The 18,577-nt window shown below is 46.0% G+C and carries 17 protein-coding genes; 10 read left to right on the top strand and 7 right to left on the bottom strand.

Annotated elements, in window-relative coordinates; genetic code table 11:
- Positions 1 to 31: 31 nt before the first annotated feature.
- Positions 32 to 1,384, bottom strand: coding sequence for a TolC family protein (locus D3H65_RS21495; protein WP_119052288.1), 1,353 nt, complete (start codon positions 1,382 to 1,384; stop codon positions 32 to 34).
- Positions 1,356 to 2,015 (bottom strand): TetR/AcrR family transcriptional regulator, encoded by a 660-nt coding sequence (locus D3H65_RS21490; protein ID WP_119052287.1) that lies wholly within the window; start codon positions 2,013 to 2,015, stop codon positions 1,356 to 1,358. The genes D3H65_RS21495 and D3H65_RS21490 overlap by 29 nt, the downstream gene beginning before the upstream one ends.
- A gap of 249 nt (positions 2,016 to 2,264) precedes the next feature.
- On the opposite strand from D3H65_RS21490, the gene D3H65_RS21485 reads away from it, so the two are divergent.
- The 5 genes from D3H65_RS21485 (at position 2,265) to D3H65_RS21465 (ending at position 10,074) form a co-directional block, all read left to right on the top strand.
- Positions 2,265 to 2,906, top strand: coding sequence for a DUF502 domain-containing protein (locus D3H65_RS21485; RefSeq protein ID WP_119052286.1), 642 nt, complete (start codon positions 2,265 to 2,267; stop codon positions 2,904 to 2,906).
- Between the two features lie 146 nt (positions 2,907 to 3,052).
- Complete coding sequence (locus D3H65_RS21480; RefSeq protein WP_119052285.1) at positions 3,053 to 4,018, top strand: zinc dependent phospholipase C family protein; 966 nt, start codon at positions 3,053 to 3,055, stop codon at positions 4,016 to 4,018.
- Between the two features lie 180 nt (positions 4,019 to 4,198).
- Complete coding sequence (gene serC, locus D3H65_RS21475; RefSeq protein ID WP_245999555.1) at positions 4,199 to 5,284, top strand: 3-phosphoserine/phosphohydroxythreonine transaminase; 1,086 nt, start codon at positions 4,199 to 4,201, stop codon at positions 5,282 to 5,284.
- A 16-nt stretch (positions 5,285 to 5,300) separates the two neighbouring features.
- Complete coding sequence (locus D3H65_RS21470; RefSeq protein ID WP_119052284.1) at positions 5,301 to 6,530, top strand: DUF1015 domain-containing protein; 1,230 nt, start codon at positions 5,301 to 5,303, stop codon at positions 6,528 to 6,530.
- 169 nt (positions 6,531 to 6,699) lie between these two features.
- Positions 6,700 to 10,074 carry a VCBS repeat-containing protein gene (locus D3H65_RS21465; RefSeq protein WP_245999554.1) on the top strand — a complete coding sequence of 1,125 codons (3,375 nt, stop codon included), beginning with the start codon at positions 6,700 to 6,702 and terminating at the stop codon, positions 10,072 to 10,074.
- Between the two features lie 105 nt (positions 10,075 to 10,179).
- Here D3H65_RS21465 and D3H65_RS21460 read toward each other — a convergent pair whose 3' ends face one another.
- The 5 genes from D3H65_RS21460 to D3H65_RS21440 form a co-directional block, all read right to left on the bottom strand.
- Positions 10,180 to 11,124, bottom strand: a complete 945-nt coding sequence (locus tag D3H65_RS21460; RefSeq protein ID WP_162915758.1) for a hypothetical protein — start codon at positions 11,122 to 11,124, stop codon at positions 10,180 to 10,182.
- Positions 11,125 to 11,162: 38 nt separating this feature from the next.
- A complete protein-coding gene (locus D3H65_RS21455; RefSeq protein WP_119052282.1) occupies positions 11,163 to 11,765 on the bottom strand; it encodes a hydrolase in 603 nt (200 codons plus the stop codon).
- Positions 11,766 to 11,822: 57 nt separating this feature from the next.
- Positions 11,823 to 12,290, bottom strand: coding sequence for a helix-turn-helix domain-containing protein (locus D3H65_RS21450; RefSeq protein WP_119052281.1), 468 nt, complete (start codon positions 12,288 to 12,290; stop codon positions 11,823 to 11,825).
- Entirely contained in the window at positions 12,280 to 12,720 is a 441-nt protein-coding gene (locus D3H65_RS21445; RefSeq protein ID WP_119052280.1) for a DUF6932 family protein, read from the bottom strand. The genes D3H65_RS21450 and D3H65_RS21445 overlap by 11 nt, the downstream gene beginning before the upstream one ends.
- A 225-nt stretch (positions 12,721 to 12,945) precedes the next feature.
- Complete coding sequence (locus tag D3H65_RS21440) at positions 12,946 to 13,830, bottom strand: hypothetical protein (protein ID WP_119052279.1); 885 nt, start codon at positions 13,828 to 13,830, stop codon at positions 12,946 to 12,948.
- Positions 13,831 to 14,552: 722 nt separating this feature from the next.
- On the opposite strand from D3H65_RS21440, the gene rplM reads away from it, so the two are divergent.
- From rplM to pyrH, 5 genes are all read left to right on the top strand, one after another.
- A complete protein-coding gene (rplM, locus tag D3H65_RS21435; protein ID WP_119052278.1) occupies positions 14,553 to 14,996 on the top strand; it encodes a 50S ribosomal protein L13 in 444 nt (147 codons plus the stop codon).
- A 13-nt stretch (positions 14,997 to 15,009) separates the two neighbouring features.
- The gene (gene rpsI / locus D3H65_RS21430; protein ID WP_119052277.1) at positions 15,010 to 15,399 is read left to right on the top strand and encodes a 30S ribosomal protein S9; all 390 of its coding nucleotides are present in this window, start codon (positions 15,010 to 15,012) and stop codon (positions 15,397 to 15,399) included.
- 116 nt (positions 15,400 to 15,515) lie between these two features.
- Positions 15,516 to 16,415 (top strand): 30S ribosomal protein S2, encoded by a 900-nt coding sequence (rpsB, locus tag D3H65_RS21425; RefSeq protein ID WP_119052276.1) that lies wholly within the window; start codon positions 15,516 to 15,518, stop codon positions 16,413 to 16,415.
- Positions 16,416 to 16,621: 206 nt separating this feature from the next.
- Complete coding sequence (gene tsf, locus D3H65_RS21420) at positions 16,622 to 17,461, top strand: translation elongation factor Ts (protein ID WP_119052275.1); 840 nt, start codon at positions 16,622 to 16,624, stop codon at positions 17,459 to 17,461.
- 293 nt (positions 17,462 to 17,754) lie between these two features.
- On the top strand, positions 17,755 to 18,468 hold the full coding sequence (gene pyrH / locus D3H65_RS21415; protein WP_119052274.1) for a UMP kinase: 714 nt from the start codon (positions 17,755 to 17,757) through the stop codon (positions 18,466 to 18,468).
- The last annotated feature ends 109 nt before the right edge of the window (positions 18,469 to 18,577 follow it).

The following is an 18,577-nucleotide window of genomic DNA, read 5'->3' as shown; positions in this document are numbered from 1 at the left end:
TAATGCTATTAATTAGGTTGTAATGGTTAAATTATAATCGTCCCGTTGCCCGCAGGTATTCTATTTTGGCTACTACTGCGTCATATAGCGAAGAGAAATAGTTGTTCTGTGCCGTTTTAAGGTCCGCTTCTGCATTCGTCACTTCAAGGTTTGAACCCAGACCCTGCTCATACTTCAACTTCGTTTGATTGTATACCTGTTCCGCCAGCTCCATGTTCGTTTTTTGAGCGTCCATCGTAACCAGCGCATTCTGCAAACTGATACGGGCCGTATCAATCTCACTCGCTATATTGTTCTTCAGGTCAGCGATATTGGTTTGCGTCTTTTCCAGTTCTAACCGGGCCGACTTGATACGCGAATCCTTGGCAAAACCGTCAAAGATCGGCACATCGATCCGCACGCCGATAGACGTGGATTTAAACCAGGGCTCACCACTTTTAAAAAAGTTAAACTTGTTCCGCTGTGCATTCTGACTATAGCCGCCGGTCAATGAAACCGTTGGCAGATAGCTCATTCTGTACCGTTTAATATTGTAAGTATTTAGCTTTTCAAGAGATTTCAGCAGCTGGTACTCCTTCCTGTTTTCAAATTGAAGGCTGTCAGGGCTCAGCAGGTCTTCTTTGATGACCGCTTCATTCACCGTATCTGTCAAGATCAGGTTTTCCTTGATGGGCATGCCCATCAGGTACTTCAGCGCTACATTGCCTGTCTTTAACCGGTTCTCTATTTTTAGCTTCTCGGTCCGGAGGTTCGATAGGTTTACCGATACCTTGTCCATGTCCAGCTTTTCCTGGAAACCGTTTTTAAACAATTCACGCGTATCATGTAAAAGCTTTTCCGTCCGTGCAATATTAATATCAAAGACCTCGATCTGTTTTTTACCTACTACCAGCTGATAATAGATCTTATAAACATTGGCCTTGATCACCTCCGTCGTTACCGCCACATTCAGGTTGGCATATTCAATAGAAGCATCGCGCGCCTGCAGGCCAACAAACACCTGCCCGTCAAAAAGTAGTTGTTTCAGTTCCACACCATACAACACATTGTACCGTGTGCCAAACTGTACAGGTATATATGTACCCGGTTGTTGAAAGAATTCACCGGGTATCAATTGCGTAGGAATGTCCATGTAATTCGTACCTGAAACAAAACCATCAAGCTTTGGCAGCGCAGCCGATGTTACTTCCCGGTTCGTTTGTAACTGTATTTTAATATCTGTCAATGCATTTTTCACCCGGCTGCTGTTCTTCAGGGCATAGTCAACGGCTTGCCGTGCAGAAAATGCGTGTTGCGTCTCCTGCGCTGTCGAATAATGAACAGCCAGGCCCGTCAGGAACAGTAGCAGTAGGCTTTTACTTCGTCTTACCTGATAAGGTCTCATGTTTTGCTTGTTTTAAACGTTCTTCTTTATATTTTACGATCAGCTTATATCCTTTTTGAGAGGCGAGGCCAAATACAAAATGCTCGATGAGCTCTTTCGATACATCGGCCAGGCTATATTTAGAGGGGGGATAGAGGTCAATATTGAAGGCCAGCATCATCGATTCCAGGCGGAACTTCGCCAGCACCTCCACATTCAGATCATCACGGTATAAGCCTTCTGCTAGGCCCCGTTCCATATTTTTGCGGATAACCTGTAATAAGAACTTATTCTTATGCTCCATGAACTTCTGGAAGCCACGTACGTGAAACTTCTCCAGGTCATAGATCAACATCGGGTTCATATTCCGGAACTGCTCCAGCACCCGGTCGATAGAAAGAAACACTTCATCGATCGCATTGCGTGCATCAACCGCAATAGCCACACAATCCGTTTGCATTTGATGGATATCTGCTTCCAATACCGCCTCTACCAGCTCATCTTTGTCTACGAAATACTGATAGATCGTCTTCTTGCTCATTCCCAACGCATTGGCAATGTCATCCATGCTTACACTCCGGATCCCGTATTTGGTAAATAGCTCATCTGCCTTCTGGCGGATCCGGATTTTCGTATTTGGTTCTGGTATCATAATTCAGGGCGTAAAACTAGGGAAACTTTTTTCGTTACGAAAGTTTCCATCCCTTTTTTTTGCCACTGGCACTAAATAGTTAAGCAAACAATTGTTCGTTGAAGCAGTGAAACGCCGGCCTGAGCAGGACATTCGCCACCTGCCCAACGTTGTATAACACCGTGAATGTTAAGAAAAAAAGACTATTAAAAATAATATCAGGCAGGCTGCTCCCACACCTGTAATTTTGCCGTAAATCATTGTTGCAACATGAAGACTAAGCAGGTATTGAAAAAGTTTTTTCAATATTTTTTGCAGGGGCTTATTATCCTGGCGCCCATAGCCATTACTATATATGCCGTAACTGCCTTATTTAATTTTGTGGATGGCATTTTGCCCAGCCTTATACAAACCGTATTTCCCTATTGGATAGGCACCGACAGCCAGGGCCAACCCAATAAAATTCCCGGTTTGGGATTTGGACTGGTAATCCTCATTGTAATTTTGGTGGGCTATATCTCTTCCTCCTTTATTGTTAGCCGCCTGGTCGACCTGTTTGATAAAATACTCGAACGTACGCCCGGTATTAAACTCATATACAGTACCATCAAAGATTTCTTTGAGGCCTTTGCCGGCAATAAACGCAAGTTCGACAAAGCCGTGCTCGTTAGTGTGGAATCAGTAGATGTATGGCAAATTGGGTTTATCACCCAGGAAGAACTCAATGAATTTGGACTACAGGAATATATGGCTGTTTATGTACCCCAGTCATATGCCTTTACCGGTCGCCTGTATTTTGTAAAACGCGATCGAGTACGCTTATTAACCGATATAAGTTCTACCGACGCCATGAAATTCGCGATCTCCGGCGGCGTCACCCATATCGAAGATGACCATGAGGTAAAAAACTAACTAACCACCAGCCCGGACCATGCAGTTCAATAAAACTGCGAGCTGCTTCAAATCGAAGCCAGCAGGAAAACGCCATCGAAGCAATCGTTATCGAAGCGAACGTATTGCCGATTGCCGATTCACGATTGCCGAAATTCCAATTTCATATGAAAAAGATTATCCTCATTGCTGCTCTTCTATCCATATGCCATCACTCCTTCTGCTGGGGTTTCTATGCCCATCGTAAGATCAACTTCATGGCTGTATTCCTCCTGCCACCCGAAATGCTGGTATTATACAAGCCCCATATTCAGTTTCTCAGCGAACATGCTATCGATCCCGACAAGCGGCGGTATGCAATGACCATCGAAGGTCCCCGCCATTACATCGACATAGATCATTACGGTTCCTGGCCCTATGATTCCCTGCCACGACAATGGAAGGAAGCAGTAGAAAAATACTCACAGGATAGCCTCATGAAGTACGGCATTGTTCCCTGGTGGATACAAACCATGCAGCACCGGCTCACACAGGCTTTCAAAGAGAAAGACCAGGCCAGGATATTAAAACTCTCAGCAGATATAGGCCATTATATCGGCGATGCACACGTTCCCCTGCATGCTTGCAGCAACCACAATGGCCAGCACACCGGACAGCAAGGCATTCATGGCTTCTGGGAGTCGAGGATCCCCGAATTGCTCGCCGATAAAGAATGGGACTTCTTCCTGGGCAAAGCCAGCTATATCTCCGATCCGGGTGCTTTTATATGGGACAGGGTATTGGAAAGTGCAGCAGCGGCCGATACAGTACTGTTATTTGAGCGTACCTTGACCCAGGAGTTTCCACCTGATCAGAAATTTTCTTTTGAAGATCGTAACGGTGTTATCGTTCGACAATATGCACGCGATTATTGCCGCAGGTATAACCAAAGGCTCAATAACATGGTAGAAAGAAGAATGAAACAATCCGTATATGCTGTAGCTTCCTATTGGTACACAGCCTGGGTAAATGCCGGTCAGCCCGATCTGAAGCATCTTATTAATAAAAACTTTTCCGAAACGGAGCTGAAAGAATTTGAGACCCTTAACGAACAATGGAAAAAAGGACAGCCACCCGCCCGGAACTGCGACTAAAACCGGCATAGATCCTAAAGTCTACAAAAAAGCAGGGAAATGGCTTGTAATCTGGCTTCCATCCAGCAAATGCGCATTTTATCAAGCAGTTATAACTAAAGCATCCTAAATTCTAAATCCCAAATCCGAAATCGAACTTATCTTTGCCCTTCTTTTTTAATCAGTGAAATCAATAGAGCAGTGAAATCAGCGATCTATAACTTCAATGCAGGCCCCAGCATTCTGCCCCGCACAGTCTTTGAACAAGCAGCACAGGCCATCCTCAATTTCAACAATACCGGCCTCTCCATACTGGAACTCGGTCACCGTACCGACACCTTCCAGGCTGTTATGAATGAAGCCATTGCCCTGGTAAAGGAACTAATGCACCTCGATGCCGATCACGAAGTACTCTTCCTCCATGGCGGTGCGTCCACCCAGTTCTTCCAGGTTCCTATGAACCTGCTGAATGAGAACGAGATAGCTGCTTATACAGACACCGATATATGGGGCGCTAAAGCCATTAAGGAAGCCCGCCTGTTTGGTCATGTTGAAGTCGTAGGCAGTTCTAAGGAAGCCAATTACTCCTACCTGCCCAAACAACTCGTTGTTCCCAAAACAGCCAAATACCTGCATATCACCTCCAACAATACCATTTATGGTACCCAGTGGCAGGACATGAACCCGTTTTATGAAACAGGCGTTCCCATCGTGGCCGATATGAGCAGCGATATCCTCAGCCGCACCCTCGATTTCAACAAATTCGACCTCATTTATGCAGGCGCCCAGAAAAATGTAGGTGCTGCTGGTGTAAACCTGGTAGTCGTTAACAAAAATATATTGGGTAAGGTAGATCGTAAACTACCCGTCATGATGGATTACCGCAATCATATTGAGAATGGATCCATGCTCAATACTCCGCCTGTTTTTGCCGTATACGTTTGTATGCTTACCCTTCGCTGGCTCAAAGAGCAGGGTGGTGTACCCGCTATTGAGAAGATCAATGACCAAAAAGCAGCATTACTGTACAGTACCATCGATAAACTCCCCATCTTCAAAGGAACAGCAGCTGTGGAAGACCGTAGTAAAATGAATGTTACTTTTGTGATGGACGATGCGGCCCTGGAAAAAGAGTTCCTCGCGCTGTGTAAAGAAAATGGCATGGTAGGCGTCAAAGGATACCGTACCATTGGTGGTTTCCGCGCTTCCCTGTACAATGCCATGCCTTTGGAAGGCGTACAGGCCCTTACCGCACTTATGAACGATTTTGCTCAACGAAAAGGATAAACACACAATAACCTTTATGGCATCCATACAACCATTCAAAGCATTACGTCCCCAGCCACAACTGGCTAGTCAGGTAGCTTCCCGTCCTTACGATGTATTGAACAGCAAAGAAGCCCGTGAAGAAGCAGGCGGTAATGCCCACTCCTTTCTGCATATCACCAAGTCCGAAATAGACCTTCCCGAAAATACCGACATCCACACACAGGCAGTATACGATAAAGCCAAAGAGAACCTGGCAGCTTTTATACAACGTGGTTTCCTGTTTCGGGAGGAAAAGCCCTGCTACTATATTTATCAGCTCGTTATGAATGGCCGTAGTCAGACAGGTCTCGTGGCCGCCAGTTCTGTGGATGATTACGAAAAGGACATCATTAAGAAACATGAATTCACGCGTCCTGAAAAAGAACAGGATCGCATCAACCATATCAAGACTTCCGGTGCACAAACCGGCAACGTTTTCCTCGCCTACAGGAATGTAGCCGAATTGGATAAGCTCATAGAAGACTGGAAAACTACCCACCACCCCGTTTACAATTTCACCGCCGATGACAACATCAGTCATACCATATGGGTTGTGAACAGCGATCAAACCATCAAAGCCATTACCGATATATTCGCCACCGTAGTGCCCGCCACCTATATCGCAGATGGTCACCACCGCGCAGCTTCAGCTGCCAAAGTACGCAAGGCCCTGGGCCAGCAAGCCACCCCCGAAGCCAATTACTTCCTGACTACCTTATTTCCTTCCAACCAGTTATATATTATGGATTATAACCGCGTAGTGAAGGACCTGAACGGATTGACCGAAGCCGAATTGCTGCAAAAGCTGACCGCCGATTTTACAGTTGAAAAAATTACAGCACCCCTGGCTCCCGAAAACCTGCATGAGTTTGGCATGTACCTAAAAGGTCAATGGTACAAGCTTACTTCCAAAGAAGGTACTTACACCACCGATCCCATAGGTATACTCGATGTCTCTATCCTGTCCAACAATGTACTCGACAAATTACTGGGCATTAAAGACCAGCGTACCGATAAGCGCATTGATTTTATTGGAGGTATCCGTGGATTAAGTGAACTGGAAAAAAGGGTGAACAGTGGTGAAATGGCCGTTGCCTTCAGCCTGCATCCCGTTACCATCCAGCAATTATTCGATATTGCCGATAGCGGCAATGTAATGCCGCCCAAAAGCACCTGGTTCGAACCCAAGCTCCGCGATGGCCTACTCACGCACTTGATCGCTTAAACATATTACACGGCGAGCCCCCCCGCTTGCTACCACACCGCCTTCAAAGGGTGGGTCGCCTTCCAAAGGCGGCTCACCCTTTGTCTTTACGGCTACCCCTGCTCCTCTCAATCCTTCAAATCCCGGTTCAGACATTTTTAGCTATGTTTGTTTAAACGATTCTGCTGCTATGAGCAAGACAAACTACTGCACTGCTTTCATTACCAGCTTTTCCTGCATCGTTATGCTCCTGACTGGCTGCCGTTCCGGTGAACCGGCAACCCAACCGCTTTTCGAAGTACTGGATAATACCCGCACAGGCCTCAGCTTTTCCAATACCCTCACCCAAACCAGCAGCATCAATATGTTGAAGTATATGTACTTCTACAATGGCGCTGGAGTAGGGGCAGGTGATTTTAATAACGATGGTCTCATTGATCTCTTCTTCGCAGCTAACCAGCAACCCAATAAATTATACCTCAATACCGGCAACCTGCAGTTTAAGGATGCTACTGCCCAGGCCCATATTCCCAACGATACCGCCTGGAGTACAGGCGTTTCCGTGGCAGATGTCAACAACGATGGTTTACTCGATATCTACATTTGCCGCGTAGGCAATTATGAATCACTCCAAAGCCACAACCAGCTCCTGATCTGCGAGCGCATTGATAAGGGTATTCCGGTATACAAAGAACAGGCACAAGCCTACGGACTTGACTTTTCCGGCTTCAGCACACAGGCTGCCTTCTTTGATTATGACCTCGATGGCGATCTCGACATGTACCTGCTCAACCATTCCCTCCGGTACAACAGCACTTTTGCAGCACGTGACACCTATGCCGGTACCTACGATTCCCTTTCTGGTGATCGCCTGTTCCGCAACGACAAAGGCCATTTTACCAATGTCACCCGTCAGTCAGGCATCAATAGCTCTGTGATCGGTTACGGCCTGGGCATTGCTGTATCCGATATCAACCTCGATGGATGGCCCGATCTCTACATCGGCAACGACTTTCACGAAAACGATTACCTCTACATTAACCAGAAAGATGGCACATTTCGCGATGAGCTTACCAACAGCATGATGCATACCAGCCAGTTTTCCATGGGCGTGGATGTGGCCGACATCAACAACGATGCTTACCCCGAGATCATCTCGATGGACATGCTGCCATCCGATCCTTATATCCTCAAAAGATCATTGGGCGAAGACGCGTATGATATATTTTATACCAAGGTCAAACATGGGTACAACTACCAGTATGCCCGCAATACCCTTCAGCTCAACAGGCGAAATGGTCAGTTTAGTGAGGTAGGATTATATGCAGGCGTATATGCTACCGACTGGTCCTGGGCGCCCCTCTGGATGGATTTCGACAACGATGGCCTGAAAGATCTTTTTGTATCCAATGGCATTCCCAAACGACTCAATGATATTGACTATGTGAATTATATTTCCAATGACGAGATCCAGCGTAAAATACGCACCGGTGAAATGCAGGAAAAAGACCTGGCATTGATCGACAAATTTCCGGAGATCAAATTGCCCAACCGATTTTTTCGCAATACAGGTAATGTAGCTTTTGAGGATGAAGGCAATAAAATTCAGAACGAAAGACCCACGTACTCCAATGGAGCCGTATATGCCGACTTCGACAATGATGGCGATCTCGACATTGTGGTCAATAATATCGATGAGCCTGCATTATTATACCGCAATACCTCCAATGATAAGAACAACAGACATTTTCTATCGATACAATTGAAAGGGCCTGCCAATAACGTAAATGCAATAGGTGCAAAAGCCATTGTGTTTGCTGATGGAGCCATTAGGACTTACGAGAAATTCCCTGCACATGGCTTCCAGTCATCCATGGAGCTGCCCCTCCATATTGGATTGGATAGTACCGAAGTCGATTCCATGTTCATCGTATGGCCTGATAACACCTTTCAGCCCGTTCACTGGACCGATACCAGCCACATTACCATCCAATACCCCGGCAACCTGCCCAAGTTTAATTATACTATACTTACCCGTACATCCGGGAACGATAGGTTACCGGCATCAGATATCACCGCAGGTGGGTCCCCCTCCAAGGGCGGCTCACCTGTGCTGAAAAATGTGAACCTCCTCTACCGCCACGAAGAAAATCACTTTGTAGAATTCGACCGTGAGCCCCTCATACCCCATATGGTTTCTACTGAAGGGCCAGCCCTGGCAGTAGGAGACATGAATGGCGATGGCCTGGAAGATGTATTCCTGGGCGCTTCAAAAGGAAAGAAGAATGCCTTATTCCTGCAAAGATCCGGTGGTCAGTTTAAGAAGTCCGTACAACCTGCTTTGGACAATGACAGCACCTGGGAAGATGTAGATGCCTGCTGGGTGGATGTGAACAACGACAAATCGATGGACCTCGTGGTAGCCAGCGGCGGCAATGAATACTATGGACACGATGACTTTCTGCTTCCCAGGGTTTACATCAATGATGGTGCAGGCCACCTTAGTAAAAAAGCAGATGCATTTACCGGTATTTTCATGACCGTCTCCTGTGTAGTACCGTATGATTTTAATAAGGATGGATACGTCGACTTGTTTATAGGCGGCAGGGCCTTCCCTTACGAGTATGGTCATATTCCCCGCTCTTACCTGTTGGAAAATGACAAGACAGGCAAGTTCAAAGATGTTACCGCAAAGTATGCCCCCGATCTGGTGCAGCCGGGATTTGTAACCCAGGCAAGGTGGCTGGATATAGACAAGGATGGCGACCAGGACCTGTTGCTGGCCATGGAATGGAATGGCATTGCTGCCTTTATCAACGACAAAGGGAAATTTACCCGCCAATGGATCACAGAAAAGAAAGGCTGGTGGAATTTTCTCCTCCCTTGCGATATTGACCAGGATGGCGATATTGATTTAATCGCCGGCAACCTTGGCCTCAACAGCCGCCTGAAAGCCTCCGAAAAGGAGCCAGTAAAAATGTATTACGCCGATTTTGACGACAATGGCCGCAAGGAAACCGTATTAACGTACTTTCTGCAGGGGCGTGAAATTCCCTTCGCCAATAAAGATGAGCTCCAGCGCCAGATACCTATACTGAAAAAGCGTTTCCTCTATGCGGCCGATTTTGCCAAAGCCTCCCTGGAGGAAATTTTTACCCCGGAGAAATTAAAGAAAGCAGATCTCTTTACTGCCGATTGCTTTTCCAATGCCATCTTCATTAATCAGGGCAATAGTCACTTCACCCTCCAATCAATGCCCTGGCAAGCACAGCTTACACAGTATCGTGATGCGGCTATTATCAGTGCCAACAATGATTCCCTGCCCGATATATTACTGGGCGGCAATTTCTACGACAACAATATTCAGATGGGACGTTATGATGCTGATATGGGAACCATACTTGTCAACAAAGGGAAGGGCGCCATGGCTGCCGAAAGTATAAATGGCCTGGTCATCAAAGGCCAGGTGCGTCGTATTCAGAAGATCACCATCGCCGGCCAGCCCGCCTACGTCCTCGCCCGCAACAACGACAGTACCCTGGTACTGCAATTCCCCAACCAATGAGAAATGTTCGTCAAAGGTGTAGCCTGCCCCTTTAGGGGCTACCGCTTTGTAGCAAGGTATATCAAAGGTGTATTCTGCCACATCGGGGCAGCCCAATCAATGACATCAAAAAACCGGATAATAGATCCGTGTCACCCATTTGCTGGTGTCTGCTTGCTGTATCCTGTCCGTTACCAATGATTCAAAATGCATCGCGGGCGACTCATACCGGTGATCCACTAAATAATTTTCCAGCTGGTGGATCGCATTGTTTACCGTGCCCGGGCCGCCCTGTATCTCCGTTGTAAGAAGGTTGCCGCGTACCATACGCTTAAAAACAATAGCCCCTGAAGATTTTAGTTCCTTATTGATGGGCAATGCCACCATTACTTCCGTATGCGTACTGTCAACTCTTCTTTTGTTGAGCATGGGCGGATTGGTGACAGTGGCCCCCGATTTGCTGGCGTATTGATGCAACTGATGGATCAATCCGTATATACTTGCAGCATCCGGATCATGGTTTAGCGTAGCTTTGGCCGTGATCAGTAAGGTGTCCGTAACCATAGCCTGGTTTACCTTGATGCCGTAAGTGTTTTGCTCATCACTGAGGAAAGAAGCCAGTTGTTGCAGGATCGCCGCCATATCTATTTGTATTTGGCGTGATTCCCGATGCTGGCCCATTCTTTTGATGGGGTTATTGCTTGTTGTCAGTTCATATTCCCAGAGGATCTTAACAGAGTCCTTTCCTATAGGGATGATCGTCCACACGTTTTTGAGGCTGTCTGTATGGTAGTCCGTGATCAGGTCTACACCAGACAGGTATCTTTTGCCGGCCTTGAAGGAATGCCCGTTATAGTAATAGGTGCCCGCAACACTGTCACGTGTGGACGTGCTGCTGGCGGGCCACCATTTTCCCCACTGCTTGTCATTCAGCAGGAATCCTTGAGCTGCTTTTTGATTGGCCGGTATCATGGCCAGCATCGTCTTGCGTATCTTGGAAGGTATATACAGGTAGGGGAGTACTAGAACGATAACAATGGCCATAATGAGCGCGATCAGTAGTCTGTTCATATCTTTCGCTTGAGCAACTTATTGTTTGGGATTTTCCCTTACACTACATCCTTCTGATGGTCGATAATAAACTGGATGATCTCCTCCAGCGGTGTATCGATCCGCGAAAGCGCATCCGTAATGTCATCCCGGTTTACCTGCGCTGCGAAATTGAGCGTCTTCAGTTTCTTCTGGATACCTTTCACATCCATGCCTTCGTAGCGCGTGGGACGTATCAGCGCTGCCGCATGAATAAACCCCGACAGCTCATCAAACATATAGATCATTTTGTCCATCGTGTTTTCCGGCTCCACACCAAAATAACGGGGACCATGTGAAGCGATACAGTGGATCACTTCCGGGTCTATATGGCGGCGTTCCAGTTCTTCAATAATAATGCGGCAATGATCATCCGGGTGCTTTTCCCAATCCGCATCGTGCAGCAATCCTGCCAGCTCCCATTTCAGCGCCGTGGTGGCGTCGGCGCCTTCCCGTTCCAATGCCCAGGCTTTCATCACAGCAGCCACCTGCTTCATGTGTAGCCGTAGCCGTTCATTTGGTACCCAGTCCTCTAATAGTTGGTGTGCTTCTTCGATCGTCATCAGCTTACCCGCATCTGCCGGGTCGCCAAAAGTATTTCTGCCAAGCATGTAAATAGCCATGCTGTAATATTAAGGAAGGCGTGACAGTTTTCCAAAAAGCCGGGAAAGGTTAAATTGTTAACGCGAATTTGTCTTCTTTTTAACGGGAGTTCTTTTACGGCTCTTGTTCAGGCGGGTTTCTTTGATCTTTATCTCAAGTCCGATGGAGTCTAAGAACTTAAGCAGGTTTTTAAAGCTCACACCTTTAAAATTGTCAGCTTCATATCGTTGTAGCTGCTGTTCCTTCAGTCCTAGTTTTTCAGAGAATTCCTTTTGCGTCATGCCTGATATTATTTTGTATTCAGTAAGAATACTCGGTAGTTCTGAAATGACTCTTTCCGCCAAAGTCTCTTGGTTGGAATTTTTGAGAGATTCATATTCTGATATCTCATCCTCTAGTTCTTCCTTCACATTTAGTAAGGATGCCAGAATAAGTTTATTTCTAAGTGGATTCTGTTCACTCGCTTTTTTTACCTTTTCTATTTCGGTAACAATCTCATTGAGTTTCTTCTTTGAGATCTTATATTGTTTCTCGTTATTGATCATAACTGTCAATGTCTTTTAAGTTCAGTTTGATCAGTCCCTTGGGAAATCCTTCCCTGCCTGCTTTAAGCATATCAAATAGGTAGGTACTTTCTTGATCAAAGAATAGAATATGGCAATCTAAATTCTTTCGTATTGCCCCGAGTTTATTGGGATCAAAAAAGTCGGGAAATACTTGTTCTAATTTACCATAATCTATTTTTCTTAGATCAAAACATAAATCTATATCTGCCGGCCTTGCCTTAGTACTGGCAAAGCTTCCTCCGATATAAGCGGTTGTGCATCCGCAGGAACTGAATAATTTCAAAAATAGGATAGCAGTATCAATTTTCTTCTTTCTGGCTGGGTTAGTTCCAAAGTACTCATAAAGTTCATCAAATGTCAGTTCGATCGTCTTGTGGAGATTTCCATTGGTATTGAAGCCTACCTTCATAAAAAGCAAGTTTTGATTGTGGTATAGCACACCTTGTGCTATAATTACAGGTCGTTAATCCTTTCATGACATAGGTTTTTTAAGCAATAACAAAAATGGGGAATCTCATCAAATATAAGTCATTTTTTGAACACAACAAAAAAGTTGTATTCAATTTGAGCCATTCAGGAAAGTATTTGTCGAATAAACAATCTTACGGTATTCTGAACTCCGGTGTCCTCCCCCTCACGCAATCCCCAATCCATCCATCTCCCAACCTGCTGACCCGTCATTGTCCGATGCACGTTTCTTCTCCCTGGGTTCCCCTGCTATCACCTTTACCAGCGAAAGAGCCCCCGTAAAAGGCACCAGGTCATCTGCCCCACCTATTTTTTTCACCCTTCGCCGTTTTCGCTTACTGATCGTTTCCTTGGGTACATTGTCCAATGGCGCATAATACAATATCCCCAACGCTAAGAACATAGTATAACCTGCCGGAATATTCATCCGGTAAGTAAACTGAATTTCATCAATAGCTTCCTTATTGTGGACTATCCGTTCAGTGGCATAAAACTCATGCGTGTAACGTTGATCCGCAAAATCTATAACCACCGCCCCGCTGATCAATTGAATATGTTTCACATACTTTGGCACTTTAATATCCTTTGTAGGAGTGAATCCTGGCACCTCAATTTGGATTGCTCCTTTCTCTCCATCCGGATGGATTCCGGGCGAAGGCAAAAATGTATCCGCTAACGTCAGGTGCCGGTTAAACTGAAAACCTTCCAGCAAACAAAGCTGGTTGCCATGGGCAATTCGTTCTCCAAAGCGGTTCACTGTATCTTTTTGTATTACTTTCAACATCTCCTTGTTCATCCGGCTGCTTAGCTTGCCGTCAGCGATAGGAAATAACAACCTTGCCAACGCCTTTCGCAGTAACCGGCCATTGTGTATGGCTGTTTTAAACTCAGCTGCATTCAGCATCGTTTGGTGGTATTTGGGGTCTGTCTTGACCATCTCCCCCGTCACCCTCGATTTTTTCCTCACCAGCGCCCCGTCATCGGGCGTTTCATAAAAAGTAAGTTCGTCTATCGTTCCCGTGATGGGGATCACCCCTATTTGCCTGGCCATTCAATGTGTTTTTAATAGTTACCCGGCTGCTTATAACCTCTCCAGCCCATCTACGGAAATCGGTGACCGCCGGTTCTTGAAGATAATAAAAAGAAGAATTTAAGCGACAATTTGGCAGCCATGCGGACATGATTAAGACTATAGGACCTGATAAAAAAGAAAGGATCAGCCGGGGTATAGGAAGGTTCCAGCCGTGGTATAGCCGTAGTTCAGCCCTTTTTCAAGTAAACTGAACATAAACTTAAAGTAAACCGGAAGTAAACTTGAAGTAAAGTGAAAAGGCGTTTTTCTTCGTAAACTGCTGTTCAGCGGGCGCTGGGAAGAGAAAATGAGAAGAATATTCCTGGTAGATTGTATTCACAGATCTGGTCTTTGTGTACATTACTAAGATACTGATAAAATGGCAGAAAAGGCGCACTCTGGCGATTAAATTAATCTCCTTATCTATATAGGGTCTTTTCGCTTCCCCCAACCCGCCAAACCTCCCAATACACCTAAATCCTGCCTCTAAAACCCGCTATCCACGCACCTTTCAGCCCACCTCTTAAATTATTGTGCAAAATATTTATTGAAAATCAATGCATTGCGGAGGTGCGATGAAAAATAGATTCCACTCTTTTTGTTTATCGACTTACATCTCCATACCTTTGCACCCCATTTCATTCCACCGGGTTGGCGGTGGCCTTCCACAAGAAGGTTAACATTTTAAAAGACAAACACAAATGAGCAAATTACATTTCACTACAAAGCATGCGAATGCGGCTACCGTTAAACACAACTGGTATGTTGTGGACGGTACCAATCAAACCGTGGGACGCGTGTGTGCTAAAATAGCTGCTGTTCTTCGTGGTAAGAACAAGACCTATTATACGCCACATGTTGATTGCGGAGACTATGTTATCGTTATTAATGCCGAAAAGGTAAAATTTACCGGTAACAAAATGGAAGACAAGGAATACCTCACCTTCTCAGGGTATCCCGGTGGCCAAAAGGCTGAAGCAGCACAGGACCTCCTGAAACGCAGGCCCGAATTAGTGGTTGAGCGCGCAGTTAAAGGCATGTTGCCTAAAAACCGCCTCGGTCGCAAGATGTATAAGAAATTATTTGTGTATGTAGGCGACAAGCACGAGCACGCTGCACAGAAACCTCAACCATTAACTTTCTAATTGTAAATATTACATGGAAAAGCAAAAAAACGCAGTAGGCCGTCGTAAAGAAGCTGTGACAAGGATTTTCCTTTCCAAAGGAAGCGGTAAGATCACAGTCAACGACAAAGACTACAAAGAATATTTTTCTCTTGTATACCTGCAAAACCAGGTTGAACTGCCTTTAAAAACAGTTCAATCCCTCGACAAATTTGATGTAAAGATCAATGCAGCCGGTGGTGGTGTAAAAGGACAGGCTGAAGCCGCCAAGCTGGGTATCGCCCGTGCGCTGGTTGAGCTCAACGCTGAACTCCGTCCTTTACTGAAAGCAGCAGGCGTTCTGAAACGTGACCCCCGTTCTGTTGAACGTAAGAAATTCGGTCATAAGAAAGCCCGTAGAAGCTACCAGTTCTCTAAACGTTAATATATACAAGCTGAAAGCTGCCGGTCTTTGGCTGTTGGCTTTCAGTTTCTATAAGAAACACTATCAATCAAATTGCTAAAGGCTAACAGCTAATAGCTAAAAGCTGAAAAAATAAAATGGAAAATAACACTTCATTGCAACAGCAACTCCTGGAAGCCGGTGTACACTTTGGTCACCTGCGGAAGAAGTGGAACCCAAAGATGTTGCCTTACATCTTCGCTGAGAAGAAAGGTATTCACATCATTGACCTCAATAAAACTACAGAACACCTGCAGGAAACTGCTGCCGCCCTCAAGCAGATCGCTCGTAGCGGTAAAAAGATCATGTTCGTAGGTACTAAAAAACAGGCCAAGGAAATCGTTACCGAATGCGCCCGTAAGATCAACATGCCCTACGTTACAGAACGTTGGTTAGGTGGTATGCTTACCAACTTCAACACCGTTCGTAAGAGCGTGAAGAAAATGCAGAACATCGACAAAATGCTCGGCGACGGAAGCGCAGAGAGCCTCACCAAAAAGGAAAAGCTCACACTCGGCCGCGACCGCGATAAAATGGACAAAGTACTCGGTGGTATCTCCCAACTCGGTCGTGTACCAGCCGCTCTGTTCATCATCGACATCGGTCATGAGCACATCGCCCTCGCTGAAGCAAAACGCCTCGGCATCCTCACCTTCGGTATGGTGGATACCAATTGCGACCCCAATAAGGTTGACTTTGCAATCCCCTCCAACGATGATGCTACCAAGTCAATTGCGATCATTACACAATACATCACTGCTGCTATCGCTGAAGGCCTCGCCGAGCGTCAGGCTGCTAAAGATGAAGAAGTAGAAGAATCAACAGACGACGAAAAAGAAAGGAAAGCAGCACGTATCCAGGCTGAAGCTGAATCTGAAGCCGGACGTGGTGGTAGAGGTGGTGCTCCCCGTGGTCAGGGCGGTCCCGGTGGTCCTGGCGGACACCAGGCCAAACGCCGTGTACCCGGTGGTGGTCAACGAAGAGGTGGTGGAAGATAATTCCTGCGCCCACATCTAATTTTCGAATCCAGAATTCCGAGTTTTACCATTCTGAATTCTGGATTCTGAATTCTGGACGAAGACTGATCTGCCTTTCCGGTTTAATAATTTAGTAACTGAAATGCGTGCGCTGCAGGGTTTTTGTGAAGCATTTTGCATAGACGCATTACCTAATTTTCAAATTATCTAATTTTCAAATTAATCTTATGTCAACTGTTGCTATTACAGCCGCTGATATTAACAAGCTGCGCCAGATGACTGGTGCTGGTATGATGGACTGCCGCAAAGCTTTAACAGAAAACAACGGCGATTTTGAAGCTGCTATCGACTGGCTCCGCAAAAAAGGCGCTAAAGTAGCTGCTCTCCGTGGCGATCGCGAAGCAAAAGAAGGTGTTGTATTGGCTAAAACTACCGCCGATAACAAAACCGGTATCACCCTTTGCGTTTCCTGTGAGACCGACTTCGTATCCAAAAATGCCGACTTCGTAGCTTTTGCACAATCCATCATGGATGCCGCTGTAGCTGCCAACGTAAAGAGCATTGACGAACTGAATGCTGTAGCCATCGGCGGTGCTAAAATTGCCGACCTGGTAAATGATAAACTCGCTTCTATCGGCGAAAAGATCGGCATCACCAAGCTCGAGCGTATCGATGCTGAGTATGTAGCTTCTTATATCCACGGCGCCAACCGTATCGGTGTACTCGTAGGCTTCAACAAGCCTGCCGCTGAAGCCGGTAAAGACGTGGCCATGCAGATCGCTGCCATGAACCCCGTAGCCGTTGATGCTGACAATGTACCCGCTGCTACCGTAGAAAGAGAAAGAGCCATCGTTACCGAGCAGATCAAGAATGATCCTAAAATGGCCGGTAAGCCCGACGAAATGATCGCTAAGATCGCTGAAGGCAAACTCAACGCTTTCTTCAAAGAAAGCACCCTCACCAGCCAGCCTTTTGTAAAAGACAATGGCAAAAGCGTAGGTGATTACCTGAAAAGTGTAGACAGTGGCCTGAAAATTACCGAATTCAAAAGGGTAGCTTTAGGTTAATCATTTCTCCACGAGGTTTCATTACCAATATTATATTCGAAAGGGCGCAACAGCGCCCTTTTTTATGCCCATGCCAAATCCATCAATGCTGGAAATTTCTTTGCTAAATCGTTCATCTCTTAATATTTAATTACTGAAATTAAATTAATCTCCTGCCTTTCCCTTCTGTATTCTGTATTCTGAATTCTGTCTCCTGCTTTTCCGCCACTTGTTTCTCATCCACAAATCCCTTTTCTTTGCACAACAATTGCCGTATCAGGCAGTTTTCATCGTTAATTTTATATTATTTGCTCATGCTGCCCAAGTACAAACGCATCCTGTTAAAACTGAGTGGAGAATCATTGATGGGGGATAAAAGCTTCGGCATGGACCCTGCGGTACTCGACCACTATGCCCGTGATATCAAAGAAATCGTAGACCTGGGCGTACAGGTAGCCATTGTAATTGGGGGTGGTAATATCTACCGCGGCATGAATGAGGCAGAAACAGGCATTGAGCGCGCTCATGGCGACTATATGGGCATGCTGGCGACCGTCATCAACGGAATGGCCATGCAGGCCATGCTGGAAAAAGTAGGCGTATATACCCGTCTCCAAAGCGCTATAAAGATGGAACAGATCGCGGAACCCTATATCCGCCGTCGCGCCATCCGCCACGTAGAAAAAGGCCGTGTCGTCATCTTCGGCGCCGGTACCGGTAATCCCTATTTTACCACCGATACCGCCGGCTCCCTCAGGGCTATTGAAATTGAAGCAGATGTGATCCTGAAAGGCACCCGCGTAGACGGTATCTATACCGCCGACCCCGAAAAAGACCCCACTGCCAAAAAATACGAGACCATCACCTTCCAGGAGTGCATCTCCAAAAACCTGCGTGTGATGGATATGACCGCTTTCACACTCTGCATGGAAAACAACCTCCCCATCATTGTTTTTGACATGAATACCGCCGGAAACCTGCGCAAAGTGGTCTGTGGCGAACGAGTTGGAACACTGGTAAAATCCTGATAACCAATTTGCCAAAATTATTCAGGCCCACAGGCTTGTATATGTGACTTTATCGCGGTACTTTAACAGGGGAAAAGCGTCCCTAACCCCGGCGTTTTTTCAACTCTCC

It is taken from the genome of Paraflavitalea soli, assembly GCF_003555545.1.
Taxonomy (GTDB): Bacteria; Bacteroidota; Bacteroidia; order Chitinophagales; family Chitinophagaceae; genus Paraflavitalea; species Paraflavitalea soli.
Note: the sequence above shows the minus strand (reverse complement) of the source record. Positions and strands in the feature narration are given on the sequence as shown.